Here is an 18,334-nt window from a genome sequence, read left to right on the forward strand (position 1 = left end):
CGCGCGGCGACCGCCGCTCGATACCGCGGCGGCACAACCGGACACCGCGTGCAGGACACCGACGCCGCGGCCCGCGGCAACCCAGACGAACGCCGACGCGAGCGCCGACGACTGCCGCGCCCGCACTCGCCCGAGCGCCGCGGCGAACGAGGCGCACCGGTAGCTCCGACCTGTTGACAGCGAACGCTGCCGGTCCGCAGACTTCGCGGGTGGTCTGGCATCGAAGAGCTGTGTCGGCCTCTTTCCGGAGTCCTCGATGCGGTCGGAGAAACTGCCTGTGAACAAAGATCCCTTGCTGCTGTTGCACGGCGTGACTATGTCGGCCGCCGCCTGGGACAGCGTCGTTCCGCTGCTCGCCGACGAGTTCGATCTCATCGTGCCGACCGCTGCCGGGCACCGCGGCGGTCCGCGCATCGAGGGCGTGGCGACGATCGAGCATCTCGTCGACGTCACCGAACAACTGCTCGACGAACGCGGCGTACGCACGGCGCACATCGCCGGAAACTCGCTGGGCGGGTGGATGGGCATCGAACTCGCCCGCCGTGGACGCGCCCGCTCGGTCTGTGCACTCTCCCCGGCGGGATTCTGGACAACCGGCGCCGCCGACGAAACCGCGCCCACCGGCAAGCTCCGCCGCACGAAACGACTCGCCGACGCCGTACACCGGATCGCCCCGCTGCCGCTGCGCTCGGCTGTCGTCCGCCGACTGATCTTCAATGATGTTGCCGTACACGGTGATCGCCTCACCGCGACCCAAGCGCTCGGCGCGGTACAGGATCTCGTCGACTGCTCCGCCGCCTACGACATTCTGAGCACCACCGAAAGCGTCGCGCCCCTGGGCACGCTGCCATGCCCCATCACACTCGCCTGGTCGGCGAAGGACCGCATCTTCCCACCCTCGGTGAACGGAGCGGTCGCACGGCGCCGAATTCCCGAAGCGCGGTATGTGGAAATTCCCGCCGTCGGGCACGTCCCGATGATCGATGACCCGGCCCTGTGCGCGGCGACCATCCGCACGGCTGCCGGGCTCACCGAACAGGAACGCGCCGACCACAGCTGATCGACGCGCACCGGGACCGGTATCTCGGCGGGCGACACCCGCGCGCACCGGCCGAGGCGGGCGCCGACCGAACGGCCGACACCCGCGGGCACTTTCGGCGGAAATCAGTTGGCGCTCAATACCAGACCGGAGGTCGGCACGCCGGTCCCCGCGGTGACCAGCACGTTGCGCAGCGAGTCGACCTGGTTGACCGAGGTCCCGCGAATCTGGCGCACCGCTTCGGCGATGCCGTTCATGCCGTGGATGTACGCCTCGCCGAGCTGGCCGCCGTGCGTGTTGAGCGGAAGCCTGCCGCCGAGTTCGATCGCGCCGTCCTCGATGAACTCCTTGGCCTCGCCGCGACCGCAGAACCCGAGCTCCTCGAGCTGCATCAGCACGAACGGGGTGAAGTGGTCGTAGAGGATCGCGGCCTGCATGTCCTGCGGACCCAAACCGCTTTGCGCCCAGAGCTGTTCGCCGACGAGACCCATTTCCGGCAGGCCGGTCATGGCGTCGCGGTAGTAGCTGGTCATCACGTACTGGTCCGCGCCGGAACCCTGCGCGGCGCCGACGATCACCGCGGGCCGCTGCGGGAGGTCGCGGGCCCGCTCGACGCTGGTCACCACGATGGCGACGCCGCCGTCGGACTCCTGGCAGCAGTCGAGCAGGTGCAGCGGCTCGGCGATCCAGCGTGAATTCTGGTGGTCCTCGAGGGTGATCGGCTTGCCGTAGAAGAAGGCGTCCGGGTTCACCGCGGCGTGCTTGCGGTCGGCGACGGCGATTCGGCCGAAGTCCTCGCTGGTCGCGCCGTAGACGTGCATGTAGCGTCGCGCCACCATGGCGACCTGCGCGGCTGGCGTGCCGAGCCCGTGCGGATAGGACCAGCCCGCGTCGATGCCCGAGGAGGTCGGCGCGGTGGCCAGCGCCGTGGAGAACTGGCCGAACCGCGACACCGAGCGCTCGTTGAACGCGCGGTAGGCGACAACCACGTCGGCGACGCCGGTGGCCACCGCCATGGCCGCCTGCTGCACGGTCGCGCAGGCCGCGCCGCCGCCGTAACCGATGTGGCTGAAGAACTTCAGCTGCGGTATCCCCGTCGCCCTGGCGACCGCGGCCTGGGTGTTGGTGTCCATGGTGAAGGTGGTCAGGCCGTCCACGTCGGCGGGCGTGAGGCCCGCGTCGGCCAGCGCGGCCGTCACCGCCTCGGCCGCCAAGCGCAGCTCGCTGCGGCCGGAGTCCTTGGAGAAGTCGGTGGCGCCGATGCCGACGATGGCGGCGCGGCCCGACAGTTTCTGCTCAGTCATTGGTACCCCGCAGCGCGATGACGACTTTCGCCGTGATGTGGTCGCCCAGGCTGTCGCGCCCGACGACGTCGATGTGGATGTCGTCGCCGTCGACCGCGCTCACCGTGCCGGTGAGGGTGAGCGTGTCGCCCGCGTACAGCGGCACGCCGAGGCGCAGCGCGATCGACTTCACGATGGCGCGCGGGCCCGCCCAGTCGGTGACGAAACGCTGCACCAGGCCGGTGTCGGTGAGGATGTTGACGAAAATGTCCTTCGACCCGCGCGCGACGGCCTTGTCCCTGTCGTGGTGCACGTCCTGGAAATCGCGGGTGGCGAGGGCCGTGCTGATGACGAAGGTCGGGTCGGCGTGCACGGCCAACTCCGGCAGCGTCGTGCCGACCTGCACGGAGGTGGGTTCGGGTCCACCCGCCGCCCGGCCACCACCCCTCACTGAATCGCTTCGCGATGCTGTCGTCATTTGTTCACCGTCCAATACGGCAGCACGGCCTCGTCGTCGAGCTTCTCGAACTCCACCCGCACCGGCAGGCCGACCTCGACCTCGGCCGGGTCGATGCCGCGCAGTTCACCGAGCATGCGCACGCCCTCCTCCAATTCGACCAGCGCGACCACGAACGGCAGTTGCCGCCCAGGCACTTTCGGCGCGTGATGCACGACGTAGCTGAACACCGTGCCGTGACCCGAGGCGACCAAGTAGTCGGTCGGCTCGGATTTGTCCTTCCACAGGGCGGGGATCGGCGGGTGCCGCAACGTGCCGTCCGGCAGCTTCTGGATCCGCAGTTCGCCGAGTTTCGTGCCCTCCCAGAAGAATTCGGTGTCCCACGAGACCAGCGGCTTGACCCGGTCCCCCGCCGGCTTCGCCGGGGCGGCGGCTGTGCCCGGCGCGAACTTCAGTATGCGGAACAGCATTTCGGTGACGAGCTCGTCACCCACCCGCCACGAAGTGCGGAAGGTGACGAACCAGCCGTCGCCGAGCCCGGTGCGCTTGGGTCCGGTGATGCTCTCCAGGCGACTGGTGACGCTCACCTGTTCCCCGGGCACCAGGTAGCGGTGGTAGATCTGCTCGCAGTTGGTGCCGACCACCGAGGTGAAGCCCGCCTCGTCGAGCAGTTCGGTGGTGGCGCCCATCGGGTCGTCGGACGGGCGAACACCGTTGAGCCCGAACATGGTCCACACCTGCGCCATGGCGGGCGGTGCGACGACGCCGGGGTGGCCCGCGGCGCGGGCGGCGGCCTCGTCGACGTAGATCGGGTTGGTGTCGCCGATGGCCTCGACCCAGTTGTTGATCATCGGCTGGTTCACCGGGTCGCGCGCGAGGCGCGGCGCGCACTCGCCCGCCGCGATGATCTTCTCGGCGGCGGCGACGATCGCTTCCGGCGTTGACGTGTCCGGCACGACGCGGCTCCTTCTTTTATCGGGGTACTCGCGGCAGGTTCAATCCGGCGGTGGCGACGAGCTCGCGCATGATCTCGTTGACGCCGCCGCCGAAGGTCACCACGAGGTTCTGTTTGGTGCGCCGGTCCAGCCAGGTGAGCAGTTCGGCGGTGGCGGGCTCGGCCGGATCGCCGTGGCGGCCGACGAGCTCCTCGGCGAGACGGCCCGCTTCCTGGAGCGATTCGGTGGAGAACACCTTGGTGGCCGAGGCGTCGGCGATGACCTGCGACTGATCGCCGTCTACGGTCGCGGCGACCTGCCAGTTCAGCAGTTCGTTGAGCCGGACCATGGCGTGCATGCGCCCCAGTGAGCGCCGCACGTCGGGCTCGACGAGCAGCCCGCGCGGACGCGCCCAGTCACGCACCCGGTCGTAGAGCTGTTCGATCTTGCCCGACGGCCCGAGGCTGACCCGCTCGTGATTGAGCTGGGTGGTGATCAGGCGCCAGCCCCGGTTCTCCTCGCCGACCAGCATGTCGGCGGGGACCCGGACGTTGTCGAAATAGGTGGCGTTGGTGTGGTGGGCGCCGTCGCAGGTGATGATCGGCGTCCACGAATAGCCGGGGTCCTTGGTGTCCACGATCAGGATCGTGATGCCGCGATGGCGCGATTCCACGGAACCGGTGCGGCAGGCCAGCCACACGTAGTCGGCCTCGTGCGCGCCGGTGGTGAAGATCTTCTGCCCGTTGACGATCCAGTCGCCGGAGGCGTCGCGGACCGCGCTGGTGCGCAGCGAGGCCAGGTCGGTGCCAGCCTCCGGCTCGGAGTAGCCGATCGCGAAATGGATGTCGCCGGAGAGGATTCCGGGCAGGAACTTCTTCTTCTGCGCCTCGGTGCCGAAGGACTGCAAGGTCGGGCCGACGGTCAGCAGCGTCACCAGCGGCAGCGGCACATCGGCCCGCACCGCCTCGTTGAAGAAGATCTGCTGTTCGACGGGCCCGAAACCTTGCCCGCCGTATTCCTTCGGCCAGCCGACCCCGAGCCGGCCGTCGCGGCCCATGCGCCGCACGACGGCGCGGTAGGCGTCGCCGTGCCGGTTCACCGCCATCTCGGCCTCCTCTTCGGGAGTGACGAGATCGGCGAAGTAGGCGCGGAGTTCGTCGCGCAGCGCGCGCTGCTCGGCGGTCAGATCGATGAACATCTTGCTCCTAGACGATCCAGGCGGAACGACGCGCCGCCGAGCCAGCGGGCGATGTCCTTGGCCTGGGAGTAGTAGCGGTGCATCGGATGGGTCACGTCGACGCCGAGGCCTCCGTGCAGGTGATGACACTTCTGCATGGCGGCGGGCAGCTCGGAGGTCACGGTATAGGCGAGTACGTCGAGGTCGTCGTCGACGCGCTCGAGGTGCGCGGAATCGGCGTCGGACAGCGAGAGCGCCCAGTTCGCCGAGACCGCCGCGGCGTGCAGGGTGCGGGATACCACGTACAGATCGGCGATCTGCTGGGCCACCGCTTGGAATTCGGCGAGCGGCCTGCCGAACTGCTTGCGCACCCGCAGGTGCTCGGCCGTGAGCACGAGCGCGCCTTTCAGCAGTCCGTCGGCGACCGAGCCGATGCTCGCGACGGCCAACCGGTGCAGCTGCGCCAGATCACCGGGAAGCAGCCGCTCGGCGGGGATCTCCACGTTGTCCAGCAGGACGCTGCCCTCGGGCAGACCGCCCGAGGTCGGTGACGGCGTGACGGTCAGGCCCGCGGCGTCGCCCTCGACGAGCGCGATGCCGGAATCGGTCGGGATCAGCAGCCAGCGCGCCTGCTCGGCGTAGGGCACCGCGATCTTGTGCCCGCTGACGCGCACGACGGCCCCCTCGGCGACCGCGGTCGTCTTCGGCGTCGCGGCGAAGGGCGCACCCGGCTCGCTGAGCGCCGCGGTGAGCACCGCGCCCTTGGCCAGCTCGGGACAGATGCTTTCCGCGAGCGCGTCGGGCAGGACGGGTAGCAGCGCTAGCAGGCCGATACCCAGTGTCGGCAGGGCGGGCACGGCGACCGCGTCGGTGGCCAGCTCGGTGAGCAGCACCGAGATCTCCGGCAGGCCCATGCCGTCGCCGCCGAACTGCTCCGGTAGCGCGACCGAGAGCAGACCCGAATCGACGAGCGCCGGCCACAGCTCCATATCCCGCGCGGATTCGCGCTCCAGCAAACTCACTACTACTTCGGCGACGGCGTCTTGGCGCTCGTCCCTGGTGAAGTCCACGCTGTTCTCCCAGTTATAGCTTCGTATCGCGCAGCGATTGGCCGGGCGACGGGTGGGCTCAGCTGTCCGCGTCGCGCGGCAGCCCGAGAATCCGCTCACCCGCCACGGTGAGCAGGATCTGCTCGGTGCCGCCCGCGATGGAAAGGCAGCGCGTGAGCAGGAATTCGGTCACCTCGTCCGACTCCTGCGCACCGTTCGGTCCCGCCGCCTCGACGGCGAACTCCGCGACCGCTTGGCGGTGCCGCACACCGACCAGCTTGCGCACGCTGCTCTGCGCGCCGGAGTCGGCGCCCGCCAGCATCGCGACCGCGGCCCGCTGTTCGAGCAGCAACCCGGCGATGGCCTCGGCGACGAAGCCGCCGAGCCGGTCGTTGCGCAGCTCCGCGCCGGGACCGGTGGCGGGCAGCTTGGCGATCAGCTCCTCCAGCACCGGCCCGATTCCGTTGCCGCCCATGGCGACTCGCTCGGTGGACAGCGTGGAGCGGGCGATCTTCCAGCCGTTGTTCAGCGCGCCCACCAGGCAGTCGTCGGGGACGAAGACGTCGTCGAGGAACACCTCGCTGAACCGCGCCTCGCCGGTGATCTGCACCAGCGGGCGAATCTCCACACCCTTGCCGCGCATGTCGACGAGGAAGTAGGAGATGCCGCGGTGCTTGGGCGCGTCGGCATCGGTGCGCGCCAGGCAGATGCCCCAGTTCGCCTTGTCGCCCAACGAAGTCCAGACCTTCTGGCCGTTCAGCACCCAACCGCCCTCGACCCGTTTGGCGGTGGTGCGCAACGCGGCGAGATCGGAACCCGCGCCGGGCTCGCTGAACAGCTGGCACCACACCACCTCGCCGCGCAGGGTCGGCCAGGCGAACCGGTCGATCTGCTCGGGGGTGCCGTGCTGCAACAGGGTCGGGATCGCCCACCCGCCGATGGCCAGGTCGGGTGCGGTCACGCCCGCGCGGCGCAACTCCTCGGAGATCACCAGTCCGGTCATGGGGTCGGCGCCGCGGCCGTAAGGCGCCGGCCAGTGCGGCATGGCCAGGCCCGCGTCCACCAGCGCGTCGCGCTGCCGGTCCGCGGGCAGCGCGGCGATCGCGGCCACCTCGGCGGCCAAGTCGTTGGGGGCAGCGCCGTCCACGTCGACGCCCTCGGCGGCGAAGACCCGGTCCGCGCCGGTGGTCCGGCGCATTCCGTCGCGGGTCAGTTCGGTGACCCTGGCCCGCCAGCGCGCCGAGCCGCCGAGCAGCTGGCGCAGCGCCGTCGCCCTGCGCAGGTAGAAGTGGGCGTCGTGTTCCCAGGTGAAGCCGATGCCGCCGAGCACCTGGATGCAGTCCTTGGCGGTCTCCACCGCGGCGTCCAGCGAGATGGCCGCGGCGATGGCGGCCGCGATCGGCAGCTCGGCGCCGCCCTCGTCGACGGCGGCGGCGGCGTCCAGCGCGACCGAGCGGATCAGCTCGGTGCGGCACAGCATCCACGCGCAGATGTGCTTCACCGCCTGGAACGAACCGATCTTGCGGCCGAATTGCTCACGCACCTTCGCGTATTCGACCGCGGTCTCCAGACACCAGCCCGCGAGACCGGCGAGCTCGGCGGCCACGAGCGCGACGAGCACGTCTTCGACGCGGTGCGCGGCGGTGAACACCCGCTCGGCGGGCACCGCGACATCGGCGCAGTGCACGCGGGCCAGCGGGGTGCTCGGGTCGGCCGAGGTCAGCTCCTCGACGCGCAGACCGGCGGCGTCCGGCGGCACCAGGCACCAGCGCGGTCCGTCCGGGCTGGTCACGGGAAGTAGCACGGCGGTGCCGGAAGCGGCCCCGAGCACGAGGTCCCAGACACCGGTGAGCAACACGTCCCCGTCGGCGGCGGGTACGCTCACACCCGTCTCGGACGAAACATCCGGACCGACAACGACGTCGAGCGCGACACCGCACGGGAGGTCATCGGCAAGAGCGCCCGCGGTGACCAGGTTGGCGAGGGCGGTGCTGAGCACCGGGCCGCCCACCAGGTCGTGCGCCGCCTGCTCCAGCAGGACGGCGAGATCGGCGACCGACCCGCCGTCGCCACCCGCGTCCTCGGCCACCGCGACACGGAAGATCCCGAGTTCGGCCAGCGCGGGCCAGTACGCGTGCCAGAAGCCGACCGGCTCGGCTCGCATTGTTGCAATCGGCCGGACCGATCCCGCCCAGCCCCGCATCGACTCCTGAACGGCTTTATGCTCGTCAGTGGTGGCGATGGTCACACTCCAACCCGCCTTTCCGGCGTGACTCCCACACCTAGAACATGTTCTAATATCATGGCCGGGCGGAAGTCAAGAGACGGCCAGTCCGCATCGGTGAGCACCGCGCGCCAGGCCGCCGTACGACGTTCGAGGAAAGGACCCTTTTCGATGGCCAGCCCCTCCCGATCGCAGCCCGCCGACACGAGCGCTGCCCGCCCAGCGACCGTGACGACGCTCAGCGAGGACGATCTGAGCTCGGCCGCGCAGCGCGAGCGGCGTAAGCGCATCCTGGACGCGACGCTGGCGCTCGCCTCCAAGGGCGGATACGACGCGGTGCAGATGCGCGCCGTCGCGGAGCGCGCGGATGTGGCCGTCGGCACTCTCTACCGGTACTTCCCATCCAAGGTGCACCTGCTCGTCTCGGCGCTGGCCAGGGAATTCGAGCAGATCGAGGGCAAACGCAAGCCGCTTGCCGGTACGACGCCGCGCGAACGTATGCACCTGCTGCTCACTCAGATCACCAGGATGATGCAGCGCGACCCGCTGCTCACCGAGGCCATGACCCGCGCGTTCATGTTCGCCGACGCCTCGGCGGCCGCCGAGGTGGACCGAGTCGGCAAGGTGATGGACCGGGTTTTCGCCCGCGCCATGAACGACGGAGAACCGACCGAACGGCAACTCGCGATTGCGCGCGTCATCAGTGACGTGTGGCTTTCCAATCTGGTGGCGTGGCTCACTCGACGGGCTTCCGCGACGGATGTCACAGATCGTCTCGAACTGACCGTGGATCTCCTCCTCGGAGATCAAGCGGCGAAATAGCCGGAGGCGATTACCGCCCCAACTGAAACGGATCGGCGAGCCCGGTCGACGGGCACACCGCCCGCGACCGGGCTACCGTGGTGTTATGCCGCGCTTGCCACTGCACGCGGAGCAGACCGCGAACCGCCATGTCCGACAAAGCGACTCGCATCCGGCTCGCCCGCCGGAGCGAATCGGTACTGGCGTGCCGATTCTCGCGATCGCCGCGCGACCCGACTTCGCTCGCGTCCGCGGAAAGTTACTTGCTGGTTACCTGTGCGTTAACTGGGCAAATCCCGATAACCGGGTTGCAATCGTGCGCACGCATACCGGCGCGCTGCGGTGCGATGAATTCAACACAGTATTGTTTTGCCCGCCCCTGAAACAACTCCTCCGATCACTAGGTTGGATGCGTGAGCGCACAGGATCTGCCACAAGAACTTCGACGAGCTTTGTCGACGGTCGCGCGCGAGCCGAGACTCTTGGTCGCGTCGGACTACGACGGGACTTTGGCCCCGATCGTCTCCGACCCGGCTAAGGCGTATCCGCACCGAGAATCGGTGAGCGCGCTACGCGCCCTCGCCGGTCTCACCGGAACTACGGCGGCCGTCATCTCCGGCCGCGCGCTGCGCGATCTCGCGGCACTCTCCCGGCTTCCGGTCGAGGTGCAACTGATCGGTAGCCACGGCTCGGAGTTCGACGTCGGTTTCGTGCACGCGATCGACAACGACGCCAAGCAGCTACTGCAAGAAGTACAGACCGCGCTGACGCAGATCGCCGCGGGCAATCCCGGCGTCGCCGTCGAGATCAAACCGGCGAGCGTCGCACTGCACGTCCGTAACGCCAGCCCCGAGATCGGGCGACGGGCGCTGACCTCGGTGCGCCAGGGGCCCGCCTGCTGGGTCGGCGTTCAGGTCACCGAGGGCAAGGCCGTCATCGAGCTCGCCGTCGTCCCCACCGACAAGGGCACCGCGCTGGACACCATCCGTCACCAGGAGGGCGCGACGGCGGCGGTGTTCTTCGGCGACGACGTCACCGACGAGAAGGCCTTCCGCGTCCTCTCCGGCCCGGATGTCGGCATCAAGGTCGGCGAGGGCGACAGCCTGGCCAAGTATCGCGTGGGCACCACCGAGGAGGTCTCCTGCGCGCTGGCCTTCCTGCTGGAGGAACGACGCACCTGGCTGGCGGGCGCGAGCGCGCCGCGCATCGAGCGACTGACCATGCTGGCCAGCCCGCGCTCGGTGGCGCTGCTCACCCCCGACGCCACGGTCACCTGGTTCTGCCACCCGGAGCCGGACTCGGCCGCGGTGTTCGCGCACCTGCTCGGCGGGCCGCAGGCGGGCCACTTCACGATCGCGCCGGAGCGGCCGGGGCTGCCGCTCTCGCAGCGCTACGTGGACGGCACCATGACCGTCGAAACCCGTTGGGCCAGCTTGCAGGTCGTCGACTACCTGCCGCACGACGTGGCGCCCAACCGCACCGATCTGACCCGGGTGATCACCGGTGTGGCCAAGGCGGTCGTCACCTTCGCGCCGCGACCGGAGTTCGGCCAGGTGCCGGTCACCCTCGAGTCGGAGCCGTCCGGTCTGCGGGTGCTCGGCACGAACGACCCGATGGTGCTGCGCTCCCCCGGCGTCCACTGGACGATCGAGAGCGACGGAACGCACGATGTCGCGCGCGCCGTGGTGGATCCGTCGAGTGGCCCGATCGTGCTGGAACTGCGCTGCGGCACACAGGATCTCGCGCCCGCCATGACCGGCGAGCCGGAGCGCCGCAGGGAGGCGCAGCGGTACTGGTCGGAGTGGTCGAGCGCGCTGGAGCTGCCGCCGCTGAAGCCCGACCTGATGAAGCGCTCGGCGCTCACCCTGCGCGGACTGGTGCACGCGCCGTCCGGCTCGATCCTCGCCGCGGCGACCACCTCGCTGCCCGAGGACATCGGCGGCGTGCGCAACTGGGACTACCGCTACTGCTGGCTGCGCGACGCCGCGCTCACCGCGCAGGCGCTGGTCAACCTCGGTTCGCTCACCGAGGCGGACGAGTTCCTCGGCTGGGTGCACCGCGTGCTCGAGACCCTGCCCGGACCGGAGCGCCTGCACCCGCTGTACACCATCTACGGCGAGACGCTGCCGCCCGAGGCCGTCATCGACCAGCTGCCCGGCTACGCCGGATCGCGGCCGGTGCGCGTCGGCAACGCGGCGAACATGCAGGTGCAGCTGGACGTCTTCGGCCCGATCGTCGACCTGATCGCGACCCTCGCGCACGCACGCGAGCGCAAGGGCATCACCGATCCGGCCCGTGCGCTGCCGGACGCCGACTGGCAGCTCGTGCACGCCATGGTCTCCGCGGTGCAGCGGCGCTGGACCGAGCCGGACCACGGCATCTGGGAGATCCGCGGCAACCCGCGTCACCACGTGTACTCGAAGGTGATGGGTTGGCTGACGGTCGACCGGGCGCTGACGCTGGCGCAGAAGTTCGACCGTGAGATCGACCCGGAGTGGCTCGAACTGCGCGAGACCATCGCCGAGGAGGTCAAGACCAAGGGCTGGAACGACGAGGTCCAGTCGTTCACCGCGGCCTACGACGGCACCGACCTGGACGCGGCCACCCTGCACATCGGCCTGAGCGGGCTGATCGACCCCTCCGACCCGCGCTTCGCCGCGACGGTGGTGGCCACCGAGGCCGAGCTGCGCAGCGGTTCGACCGTGTACCGGTACCACCACGACGACGGCCTGCCCGGCGGCGAGGGCGGGTTCCACCTGTGCGCGGCCTGGCTGGTCGAGGCGTACCTGTTGATCGGCAAGCGTTCGGACGCCGAGGCGCTGTTCGCCCAGCTGGTGGACGTGGCCGGTCCGACGGGGCTGCTCAGCGAGGAGTACGACCCGGTGGCCGAGCGGTCGCTGGGCAACCACCCGCAGGCCTACAGCCACCTCGGTCTGCTGCGGTGCGCGCAGCTGCTCGCGCAGCCGGTGGAAGTGCTCGTCTGAGCGGTCGCTGACCGGCCTTCGAGGCCCGCGGACCGGGTGGTTCGCGGGCCTTCGCGTGTCCGGGCCGGATTCGGCAGCGGTGTGGCGGTGGCCGGGCGGTGGTCGGGTTGCGAGTTGCTGATAAAGTAAAACGGTAACGGTTTCCATTATGATTTGGAGCACTCACCCTGCTCTGTCCGCATTGCCAGGAGTTTCCCCGCGTGAGTAGTCGTATAGCCCTGAAGTTCGTCGGCGCCGCCGTGGGGATGGCGACCCTTCTCGCGCTGACCGCGTGCGGCAGCTCCGACACCTCGGACAAGCCCGAGGTGGTCGCCTCCACCAACGTGTGGGGCAATATCGCCGCCGCCGTCGCCGGGCCGGACGCGACCGTGACCTCGATCATCACCGATCCGGCCGCCGACCCGCACTCGCACGAGACCTCCGCGGTGGAATCGGCGAAGATCAGCGACGCCGATCTGGTCGTCTACAACGGTGGCGGCTACGACGAGTTCATCGAGAAGGCCGTCTCCGGCAGGGACAAGCGCACGATCGACGCCTTCGAGTCCCGGACCGACAAGGCCGACGAGAACGAGCACGTCTGGTACGACGTGAGCACCGTCGGCGCGGTCGCCGAACAGATCGCCGCCGCGCTCGGCGAGATCGATTCGGCGCACGCCGCGGACTACACCGCCCGCGCCGCGACCTTCAAGACGCAGCTGGCCGGAATCACCGCGGCCACCGGCACGATCGCCGCCGCGCACCCGAAAGCGCCTGTGCTGCAGACCGAACCGCTCGCGCACTACCTGCTGCGCGCCGCTGGCGCGGAAGATCGCACTCCGCACGAGTTCCAGGAAGCGATCGAGCAGGAGACCGATCCCGCGCCCGCGGCCGTCGCGCAGACCCGGGATCTGCTGACCGGCAAGCAGGTTCGCGCGCTCGTCTACAACGTGCAGACCCAGGACAAGATCACCCGAGACCTGCGCGGCCTCGCCGAAACCAACGGCGTCGCCGTCGTAGAGGTGACCGAAACCCTGCCCGAGGGAATAGATTACGTCCAGTGGCAGACCCAGAACACCGAAGCGCTGGCCAAGGCGCTGGGCTGATCGAAGAGCAGTTGGTCGAGATGGTCATGAGCGAGAGAGTTCCGCTTACCGAACAGGTGCGGCGACACGCGGACACCGACGGCGCGGCCGCCGTTCGGCTCGATGACGCCCGGCTCTCGTTCGGCGACCGCACCCTCTGGCAGGGCCTCGATCTCGACGTGGCGCCCGGCGAGTTCATCGCCGTGCTCGGGCCCAACGGCTCCGGCAAGACCTCGCTGTTGAAGGTGCTGCTCGGCCAGCTCACGCTGGGTTCCGGGCGGGCGTTCGTCGCCGGTTCGCCCGCGCGGGCGGGCAATCCGGATATCGGCTATGTGCCGCAACAGAAGACGATCGACGCGGGCGTGCAGCTGCGCGGTGTCGACCTGGTCGGTCTCGGCGTGGACGGGCACCGGTGGGGCCTCGGGCTGCGCGGGCGGGCCGAACGCAACCGGAAGGTGGCCGCCGCCATCGCGGCCGTCGGCGCGGAGAAGTTCGCGCACGCGCCGCTGGAATCCATGTCCGGCGGCGAACAGCAGCGGCTGCGGGTGGCCCAGGCGCTGGTCGGCGATCCGAAAGTGCTGCTCTGCGACGAACCGCTGCTCAGCCTGGACCTGGCCAACCAGCGGCTGGTCGCCGAGCTCATCGACCGGCGCAGGCGCGGCCACGACACCGCGGTGCTCTTCGTGACCCACGAGATCAATCCGATTCTGCCGCTGGTGGATCGGGTGCTGTACCTGGTGGACGGCAAGTTCCGGATCGGCACGCCCGACGAGGTGATGACCTCCGAGGTGCTTTCCGAGCTGTACCAGACCGAGGTCGACGTGCTGCGCGTGCGCGGGCGACTGGTGGTGGTCGGCACCGGTGACACCATGGACGCGCTCGGCGCGGCGGGGGCGCAGCACTGCCACGCCGAGCCGGACACGAGCGGGGTCCGCGCGTGAACGACAAGCTCGCCGATGTGTTCTCCAAGATGTTCGACCTGTCCACCACGGTCGACCTGCTCTCCTACGACTTCGTGCAGCAGGCGGTGCTCGCCGCCGCCCTGCTCGGCCTGCTCGCCGGGGCGATCGGGCCGCTGATCATCAGCAGGCAGATGTCGTTCGCGGTGCACGGCACCAGCGAACTCTCGTTGACCGGCGCGGCCGCGGCGCTGCTCGCCGGAATCGGTGTCGGGCTCGGGGCGATCATCGGGTCGGTGGTGGCCGCCGTGCTCTTCGGCGTGCTCGGGACCCGTGCGCGGGAGCGCGATTCCGTGATCGCGGTGGTGCTCTCGTTCGGCCTCGGGCTCTCCGTGCTCTTCCTCTGGCTCGGGCCGGAGCGCGCCGGCTCCAAGTTCTCGCTGCTGACCGGCCAGGTGGTCAGCGTCGGCTACAGCGGACTCGCGCTGCTCATCACCTGCACCGTGCTTGTGCTCGCCGTGCTCGCGGTGATCTACCGGCCGCTGCTGTTCGCCAGCTCGGACCCGGAGGTCGCGGTCGCGCGCGGTGTTCCGGTGCGCGCCCTCGCGGTGGTCTTCGCCGTGCTGCTCGGCATCACGGCGGCGTTCGGCGTCCAGATCGTCGGCGCGCTGCTCGTCCTCGCCCTGCTCATCACCCCCGCCGCCGCGGCCGCCCAGCTCACCGCCAATCCGGCCCGCGCGACGGTGTTGGCGATCGTCTTCGCGGAACTCGCCGCGGTGGGCGGCATCCTGCTGTCGCTGGCTCCGGGCGTTCCGGTGTCGACGTTCGTCACGGCGATCTCGTTCGTGATCTACGTGGTGTGCCGGGTCATCGGCAACCGCCGCCGCCAACTCGCGCGCGTGCGCTGAGTGGATTCGCGGGAGTCCTCGCGGACGTAATCGGTCCGACGAGCCGGTCAACCGCGAGCCCGACAAACATCCCCGCCTACTCCACCCGCGCCACCGCGCCTGGTCCGTCTAGTCCCACACAGTTTCCGCACGCCCCACACAGCCGGTACCTATGTAGACCGTGCGAAAGGTATGTGGCGCAAGCCGTTCGCCCTCGGCACGCTGGGGAGCGCGGGTGTGCGTCACAGGTCGGCGAGGCCTACCGCGGTGCGGAGGCGCGTCAGGGCTTCCGACCTCGGCAAGGTCGCGGTGCGGTGGTAGGCGGCCTTGTAGGTTTCGGCGCCAAGGCGGTCGGTGAGGGTGGTTACCAACGCGGTGAGGCGGGGTTCGCCCGCGTCGAAGTCGCCGCGGATGGCTTCGCTGAGGCCGAGGGCTTCGGCGGCGGATTCAGGGGCGTCCTCGAGGGTGCGCAGTTCGGCGAGGAGTTCGGCGACATGGGCGGTGTTCGCGGCGTCTCCCAGCGAGAACAGGCCCGCGGCGGCGCGCGGGAGGTGGGCGCGGGCCTCGGCCGGTGCGCCGTCGGCGAGGCGGTTGGCCAGGCGGGCGGCGGCGATGAGATCGGCGGCCATGCTCTCCGGGAGGCCGAGGCGGTCCGCGATCGAGTCGAGTTCGTCGATGGTCTGGTCGGCGGCGGGCACGTCGCCCGCGCGGCGGTGCCATTCGGCGAGTTCGAAGAGGGTCTCGGCGGCGCTGCGGCGGTGGCCGCGGGCGGTGGCCTGTCGACGCATGGCCTCGATGTCGCGGAGCGCGCCGACGAGATCGCCAGCGCGCATGCGTTCGACGGTGAGCCGGGCGCGGCAGTGGAACAGGTCGTCCTGGCCGCCCAGCTCGCTGCTGACCGCGACGCCGCGTTCGAATACGGCGATGGCGCGGTCGTGTTCGCCGCGCAGCGAGTGATCGCGGCCGACGGCGAGTAGCGCCATGCCGAGACCCCAGCGGTCGCCGACCTCCTCGAAACCGTGCAACGCCGCGGCACGGGCCTCGGCGCCCGCGGCACGGTCGCCCCGTTCCGTCCACACGTAATCCCGCGCCCAGTGCGCGCTGGCCCGGACCCAGGGATCTGGGTTCGTCTGCGCCTGATCGAGGACGCGGTCGCCGAGTTCGTCGGCCCCCACCGAGACGGCGAGCAGCGGAATCCACAGCATCAGCGTGGGGTGGAAGTCGAGTGCGTCGGCGGCCGCGCAGTCCTCGATTAGCGTCCGCACCGGAACGTCTTCCGCGATCGGCGCGCCCGCGAGCAACTGCACGAGTCGCAGCGCGGACCGCTCGCGGGCGGGCAGGGCGGCGTCCAGGCGCAGCACGGCGGCGAGGAAGGTGTCGAACTGGGTGCCCATGCCGCGGATGCCCCAGTACCAGAACAGCGCGCCGACGAAGCGTGCGGCGCGCACGGCGTCGCCCGCGTCGAGTGTCGAACGTAGTGCGGTTACGAAGTTTTCGTGTTCGGCGTCGAAGACACCGATGGCGCGCAGTTGTTCTCGCGTGCGCAGCAGTGGTTCGTTGTGTTCGGCCAGCGCCAGGTAGTGCTCGGCGAAGCGGTCGGCCACATCGTCGCCGGATTCCGCCAGCCTGTCGGCCGCGTAGGCGCGGATCGTCGCCAGCATGCTGTAGCGCTCGTCGGTAACCGTGACGACGGACTTCTCCACGAGCGCGTCCGCCACGTACAGCACGTCCGCGGCGGGCAGTGCCGCGTCGGCGCAGATCGCTTCCAGCGCGTCGAGTGTCGCGCCGCCGGGGAACAGCGAAAGCCTGCGGGCCAGTATGCTTTCCGGTTCGGTGAGCAGGTCCCAGCTCCACGCCACCAGGGCCAGCAGCGTGCGCTGGCGCGGCAGTGCGGTTCGGCTGCCGGAGGTCAGCAGACGGAAGCGGTCGTCGAGTCGGCGCGCGATCTGCTCGACGCTCATCGAACGCAGCTTGGCGGCGGCCAATTCGAGCGCGAGCGGCAGGCCGTCGAGCTGCCGGCAGATGTCCACGACCGGGCCGACGGTCTCGGCGTCGAGGACGAAATCGGGGCGTGCCGCGACCGCGCGATCCAAGAAGAGCCGTACGGCGGGAGCATCGACCGCATCGGTGAATTCGGCTGCCTCCCCGGGCAATTCGAGCGGGCCGAGCTGGTACAGGGTCTCCCCGGCGATGGCGAGGGGCTCCCTGCTGGTCGCGAGAATCCGCAGCTGCGGTAGTCTTTCGAGTAGACCGTCGGCCAGTTCGGCGGCGGATTCGATCAGGTGCTCACAGTTGTCGAGCACGAGGACGACGGGGCCGACGTCGAGCAGTTCGGCGATGCGGTCGTGGCCGGTGAGCGGCTGGCGAGTGTCGGAGACGCTCATGTCCCAGGAGGCCAGCGCGCCGAGCACGGTGTCGGTGAGCTGTTCCGCGGTGCTCACCCCGGCCAGCGGCACGAACCAGACTCTGCCGCGTTCGTAAGCCCGATGGCGGGTGACGGTTTCGACCGCCAGCCGGGACTTGCCAGCACCTCCCGGACCGACCAGCGTGACCAGACGACCCGCGGCGAGCAGCTCCGAGACGCGGGCAAGCTCGCGGTCGCGACCGACGAAGTTGGTGAGCGGCAGCGGAATTCGGCTCGCGGAAGGCTCCTGGCGCGGGGCGGGTCTATCCAGTTCACCGCGCAGCAGTGCCAGGTGGATATCCCGGAGTTCGGCGGAGGGGTCGACGCCCAGTTCGTCGCCGAGGCGCTCGCGGATCTGTTCGTAGACGGCGAGCGCGTCGGATTGGCGACCAGCGGCGGACAAGGCGCGCATGCGTAGACCGGCGAGCCGCTCGGCGAGCGGGCGTTCGGCGGCGGCGGTTTCCAGATCGGCGAGCACCTCGGCATGCCTGCCGAGCCGCAGCTCGACATCGTAATTGTCCTCGGCGACAGCGGCTTTCAGTTCCTCCAGCCGCGCGACCGAGAGATCGGCGAACGGGGCGTCCCGCACGTCGGCGAGTGCGGGGCCACGCCACAGCGCGAGGGCGTCCGCGAGGGTGGCCGCCGCCGCCTCGACCTTGCCCGCGGCCAGTTCGCGGCGTCCTTCGGCGGCCGCTGCTTCGAAGCGGTGGGTGTCCACGTCCTCGGGTCGCACCGAGAGCCGGTAGCCGCCGGGGCCGAGTTCGAGGGTGCCCGCGCCGCGTATCACCTTGCGCAGGCGGGAGACCAGCGCCTGCAATGCTCCGGCCGCTTCGGCGGGCGGCTGCTCGCCCCACAGTCCGTCGACGAGCGCGTCGACCGAGACCGGGCGGCCTGCCTCCAATGCGAGCCTGGCCAGGAGCATTCGGAGCCGGACACCGCCGAGATCGAGAGGGGCGCCGTCGTCGGTGTAGGCGGCGACCGGGCCGAGTAGAGCAACACGCACTGGTTCAGCCTGTCAGAAGGGGTGGGAGTCGCGTGCGTGGGGAGCTGAGTCCGTCCAGGTTCGGTTGGGGCGTGCGGGATGGATGTCGACCGCGGCGCCTTCCCGGGGTGGTGCACGGTGGCGGTGCGCGC

At 70.1% G+C, this 18,334-nt stretch carries 13 protein-coding genes; 6 read left to right on the forward strand and 7 right to left on the reverse strand.

What is annotated here, in order from left to right; genetic code table 11:
- Positions 1-277 precede the first annotated feature (277 nt).
- Positions 278-1,060: an alpha/beta hydrolase gene (locus tag AB0H49_RS03170; protein ID WP_357246515.1), complete on the forward strand. Its 783-nt coding sequence runs from the start codon at positions 278-280 to the stop codon at positions 1,058-1,060.
- Between the two features lie 104 nt (positions 1,061-1,164).
- On the opposite strand, the gene AB0H49_RS03175 is transcribed toward AB0H49_RS03170, so the two are convergent.
- Genes AB0H49_RS03175 through AB0H49_RS03200 form a run of 6 tightly spaced genes read right to left on the reverse strand, consistent with a single transcriptional unit; the run spans position 1,165 to position 8,188 of the window.
- Positions 1,165-2,343 carry a lipid-transfer protein gene (locus AB0H49_RS03175; RefSeq protein ID WP_357246518.1) on the reverse strand — a complete coding sequence of 393 codons (1,179 nt, stop codon included), beginning with the start codon at positions 2,341-2,343 and terminating at the stop codon, positions 1,165-1,167.
- Positions 2,336-2,800 carry a MaoC family dehydratase gene (locus tag AB0H49_RS03180; protein ID WP_357246520.1) on the reverse strand — a complete coding sequence of 155 codons (465 nt, stop codon included), beginning with the start codon at positions 2,798-2,800 and terminating at the stop codon, positions 2,336-2,338. The genes AB0H49_RS03175 and AB0H49_RS03180 overlap by 8 nt, the downstream gene beginning before the upstream one ends.
- A complete protein-coding gene (locus tag AB0H49_RS03185; RefSeq protein WP_355000435.1) occupies positions 2,797-3,735 on the reverse strand; it encodes an OB-fold domain-containing protein in 939 nt (312 codons plus the stop codon). Before AB0H49_RS03185 ends, AB0H49_RS03180 begins: the two co-directional genes overlap by 4 nt.
- Before the next feature lie 16 nt (positions 3,736-3,751).
- Complete coding sequence (locus AB0H49_RS03190) at positions 3,752-4,912, reverse strand: acyl-CoA dehydrogenase family protein (protein WP_355000436.1); 1,161 nt, start codon at positions 4,910-4,912, stop codon at positions 3,752-3,754.
- On the reverse strand, positions 4,897-5,961 hold the full coding sequence (locus AB0H49_RS03195) for an acyl-CoA dehydrogenase family protein (protein WP_357246525.1): 1,065 nt from the start codon (positions 5,959-5,961) through the stop codon (positions 4,897-4,899). Before AB0H49_RS03195 ends, AB0H49_RS03190 begins: the two co-directional genes overlap by 16 nt.
- Before the next feature lie 58 nt (positions 5,962-6,019).
- On the reverse strand, positions 6,020-8,188 hold the full coding sequence (locus tag AB0H49_RS03200; protein ID WP_355000438.1) for an acyl-CoA dehydrogenase: 2,169 nt from the start codon (positions 8,186-8,188) through the stop codon (positions 6,020-6,022).
- A gap of 147 nt (positions 8,189-8,335) precedes the next feature.
- Between AB0H49_RS03200 and kstR the strand changes: the two genes are divergently transcribed.
- The 5 genes from kstR to AB0H49_RS03225 all read left to right on the forward strand — a co-directional run bounded on the left by kstR (position 8,336) and on the right by AB0H49_RS03225 (position 14,817).
- On the forward strand, positions 8,336-8,986 hold the full coding sequence (gene kstR / locus AB0H49_RS03205; protein WP_067790127.1) for a cholesterol catabolism transcriptional regulator KstR: 651 nt from the start codon (positions 8,336-8,338) through the stop codon (positions 8,984-8,986).
- Positions 8,987-9,378: 392 nt separating this feature from the next.
- Positions 9,379-11,949 (forward strand): trehalose-phosphatase, encoded by a 2,571-nt coding sequence (otsB, locus tag AB0H49_RS03210; RefSeq protein ID WP_355000439.1) that lies wholly within the window; start codon positions 9,379-9,381, stop codon positions 11,947-11,949.
- 245 nt (positions 11,950-12,194) lie between these two features.
- Positions 12,195-13,031 carry a zinc ABC transporter substrate-binding protein gene (locus AB0H49_RS03215; protein ID WP_357246623.1) on the forward strand — a complete coding sequence of 279 codons (837 nt, stop codon included), beginning with the start codon at positions 12,195-12,197 and terminating at the stop codon, positions 13,029-13,031.
- A gap of 26 nt (positions 13,032-13,057) precedes the next feature.
- Positions 13,058-13,951 carry an ATP-binding cassette domain-containing protein gene (locus AB0H49_RS03220; protein ID WP_357246529.1) on the forward strand — a complete coding sequence of 298 codons (894 nt, stop codon included), beginning with the start codon at positions 13,058-13,060 and terminating at the stop codon, positions 13,949-13,951.
- Complete coding sequence (locus AB0H49_RS03225) at positions 13,948-14,817, forward strand: metal ABC transporter permease (protein WP_355000441.1); 870 nt, start codon at positions 13,948-13,950, stop codon at positions 14,815-14,817. Before AB0H49_RS03220 ends, AB0H49_RS03225 begins: the two co-directional genes overlap by 4 nt.
- Positions 14,818-15,038: 221 nt before the next feature.
- Here AB0H49_RS03225 and AB0H49_RS03230 read toward each other — a convergent pair whose 3' ends face one another.
- A complete protein-coding gene (locus AB0H49_RS03230) occupies positions 15,039-18,203 on the reverse strand; it encodes a BTAD domain-containing putative transcriptional regulator (protein ID WP_357246532.1) in 3,165 nt (1,054 codons plus the stop codon).
- Positions 18,204-18,334: the final 131 nt, after the last annotated feature.

The organism is Nocardia sp. NPDC050713 (assembly GCF_040654315.1).
Lineage (GTDB): Bacteria > Actinomycetota > Actinomycetes > Mycobacteriales > Mycobacteriaceae > Nocardia.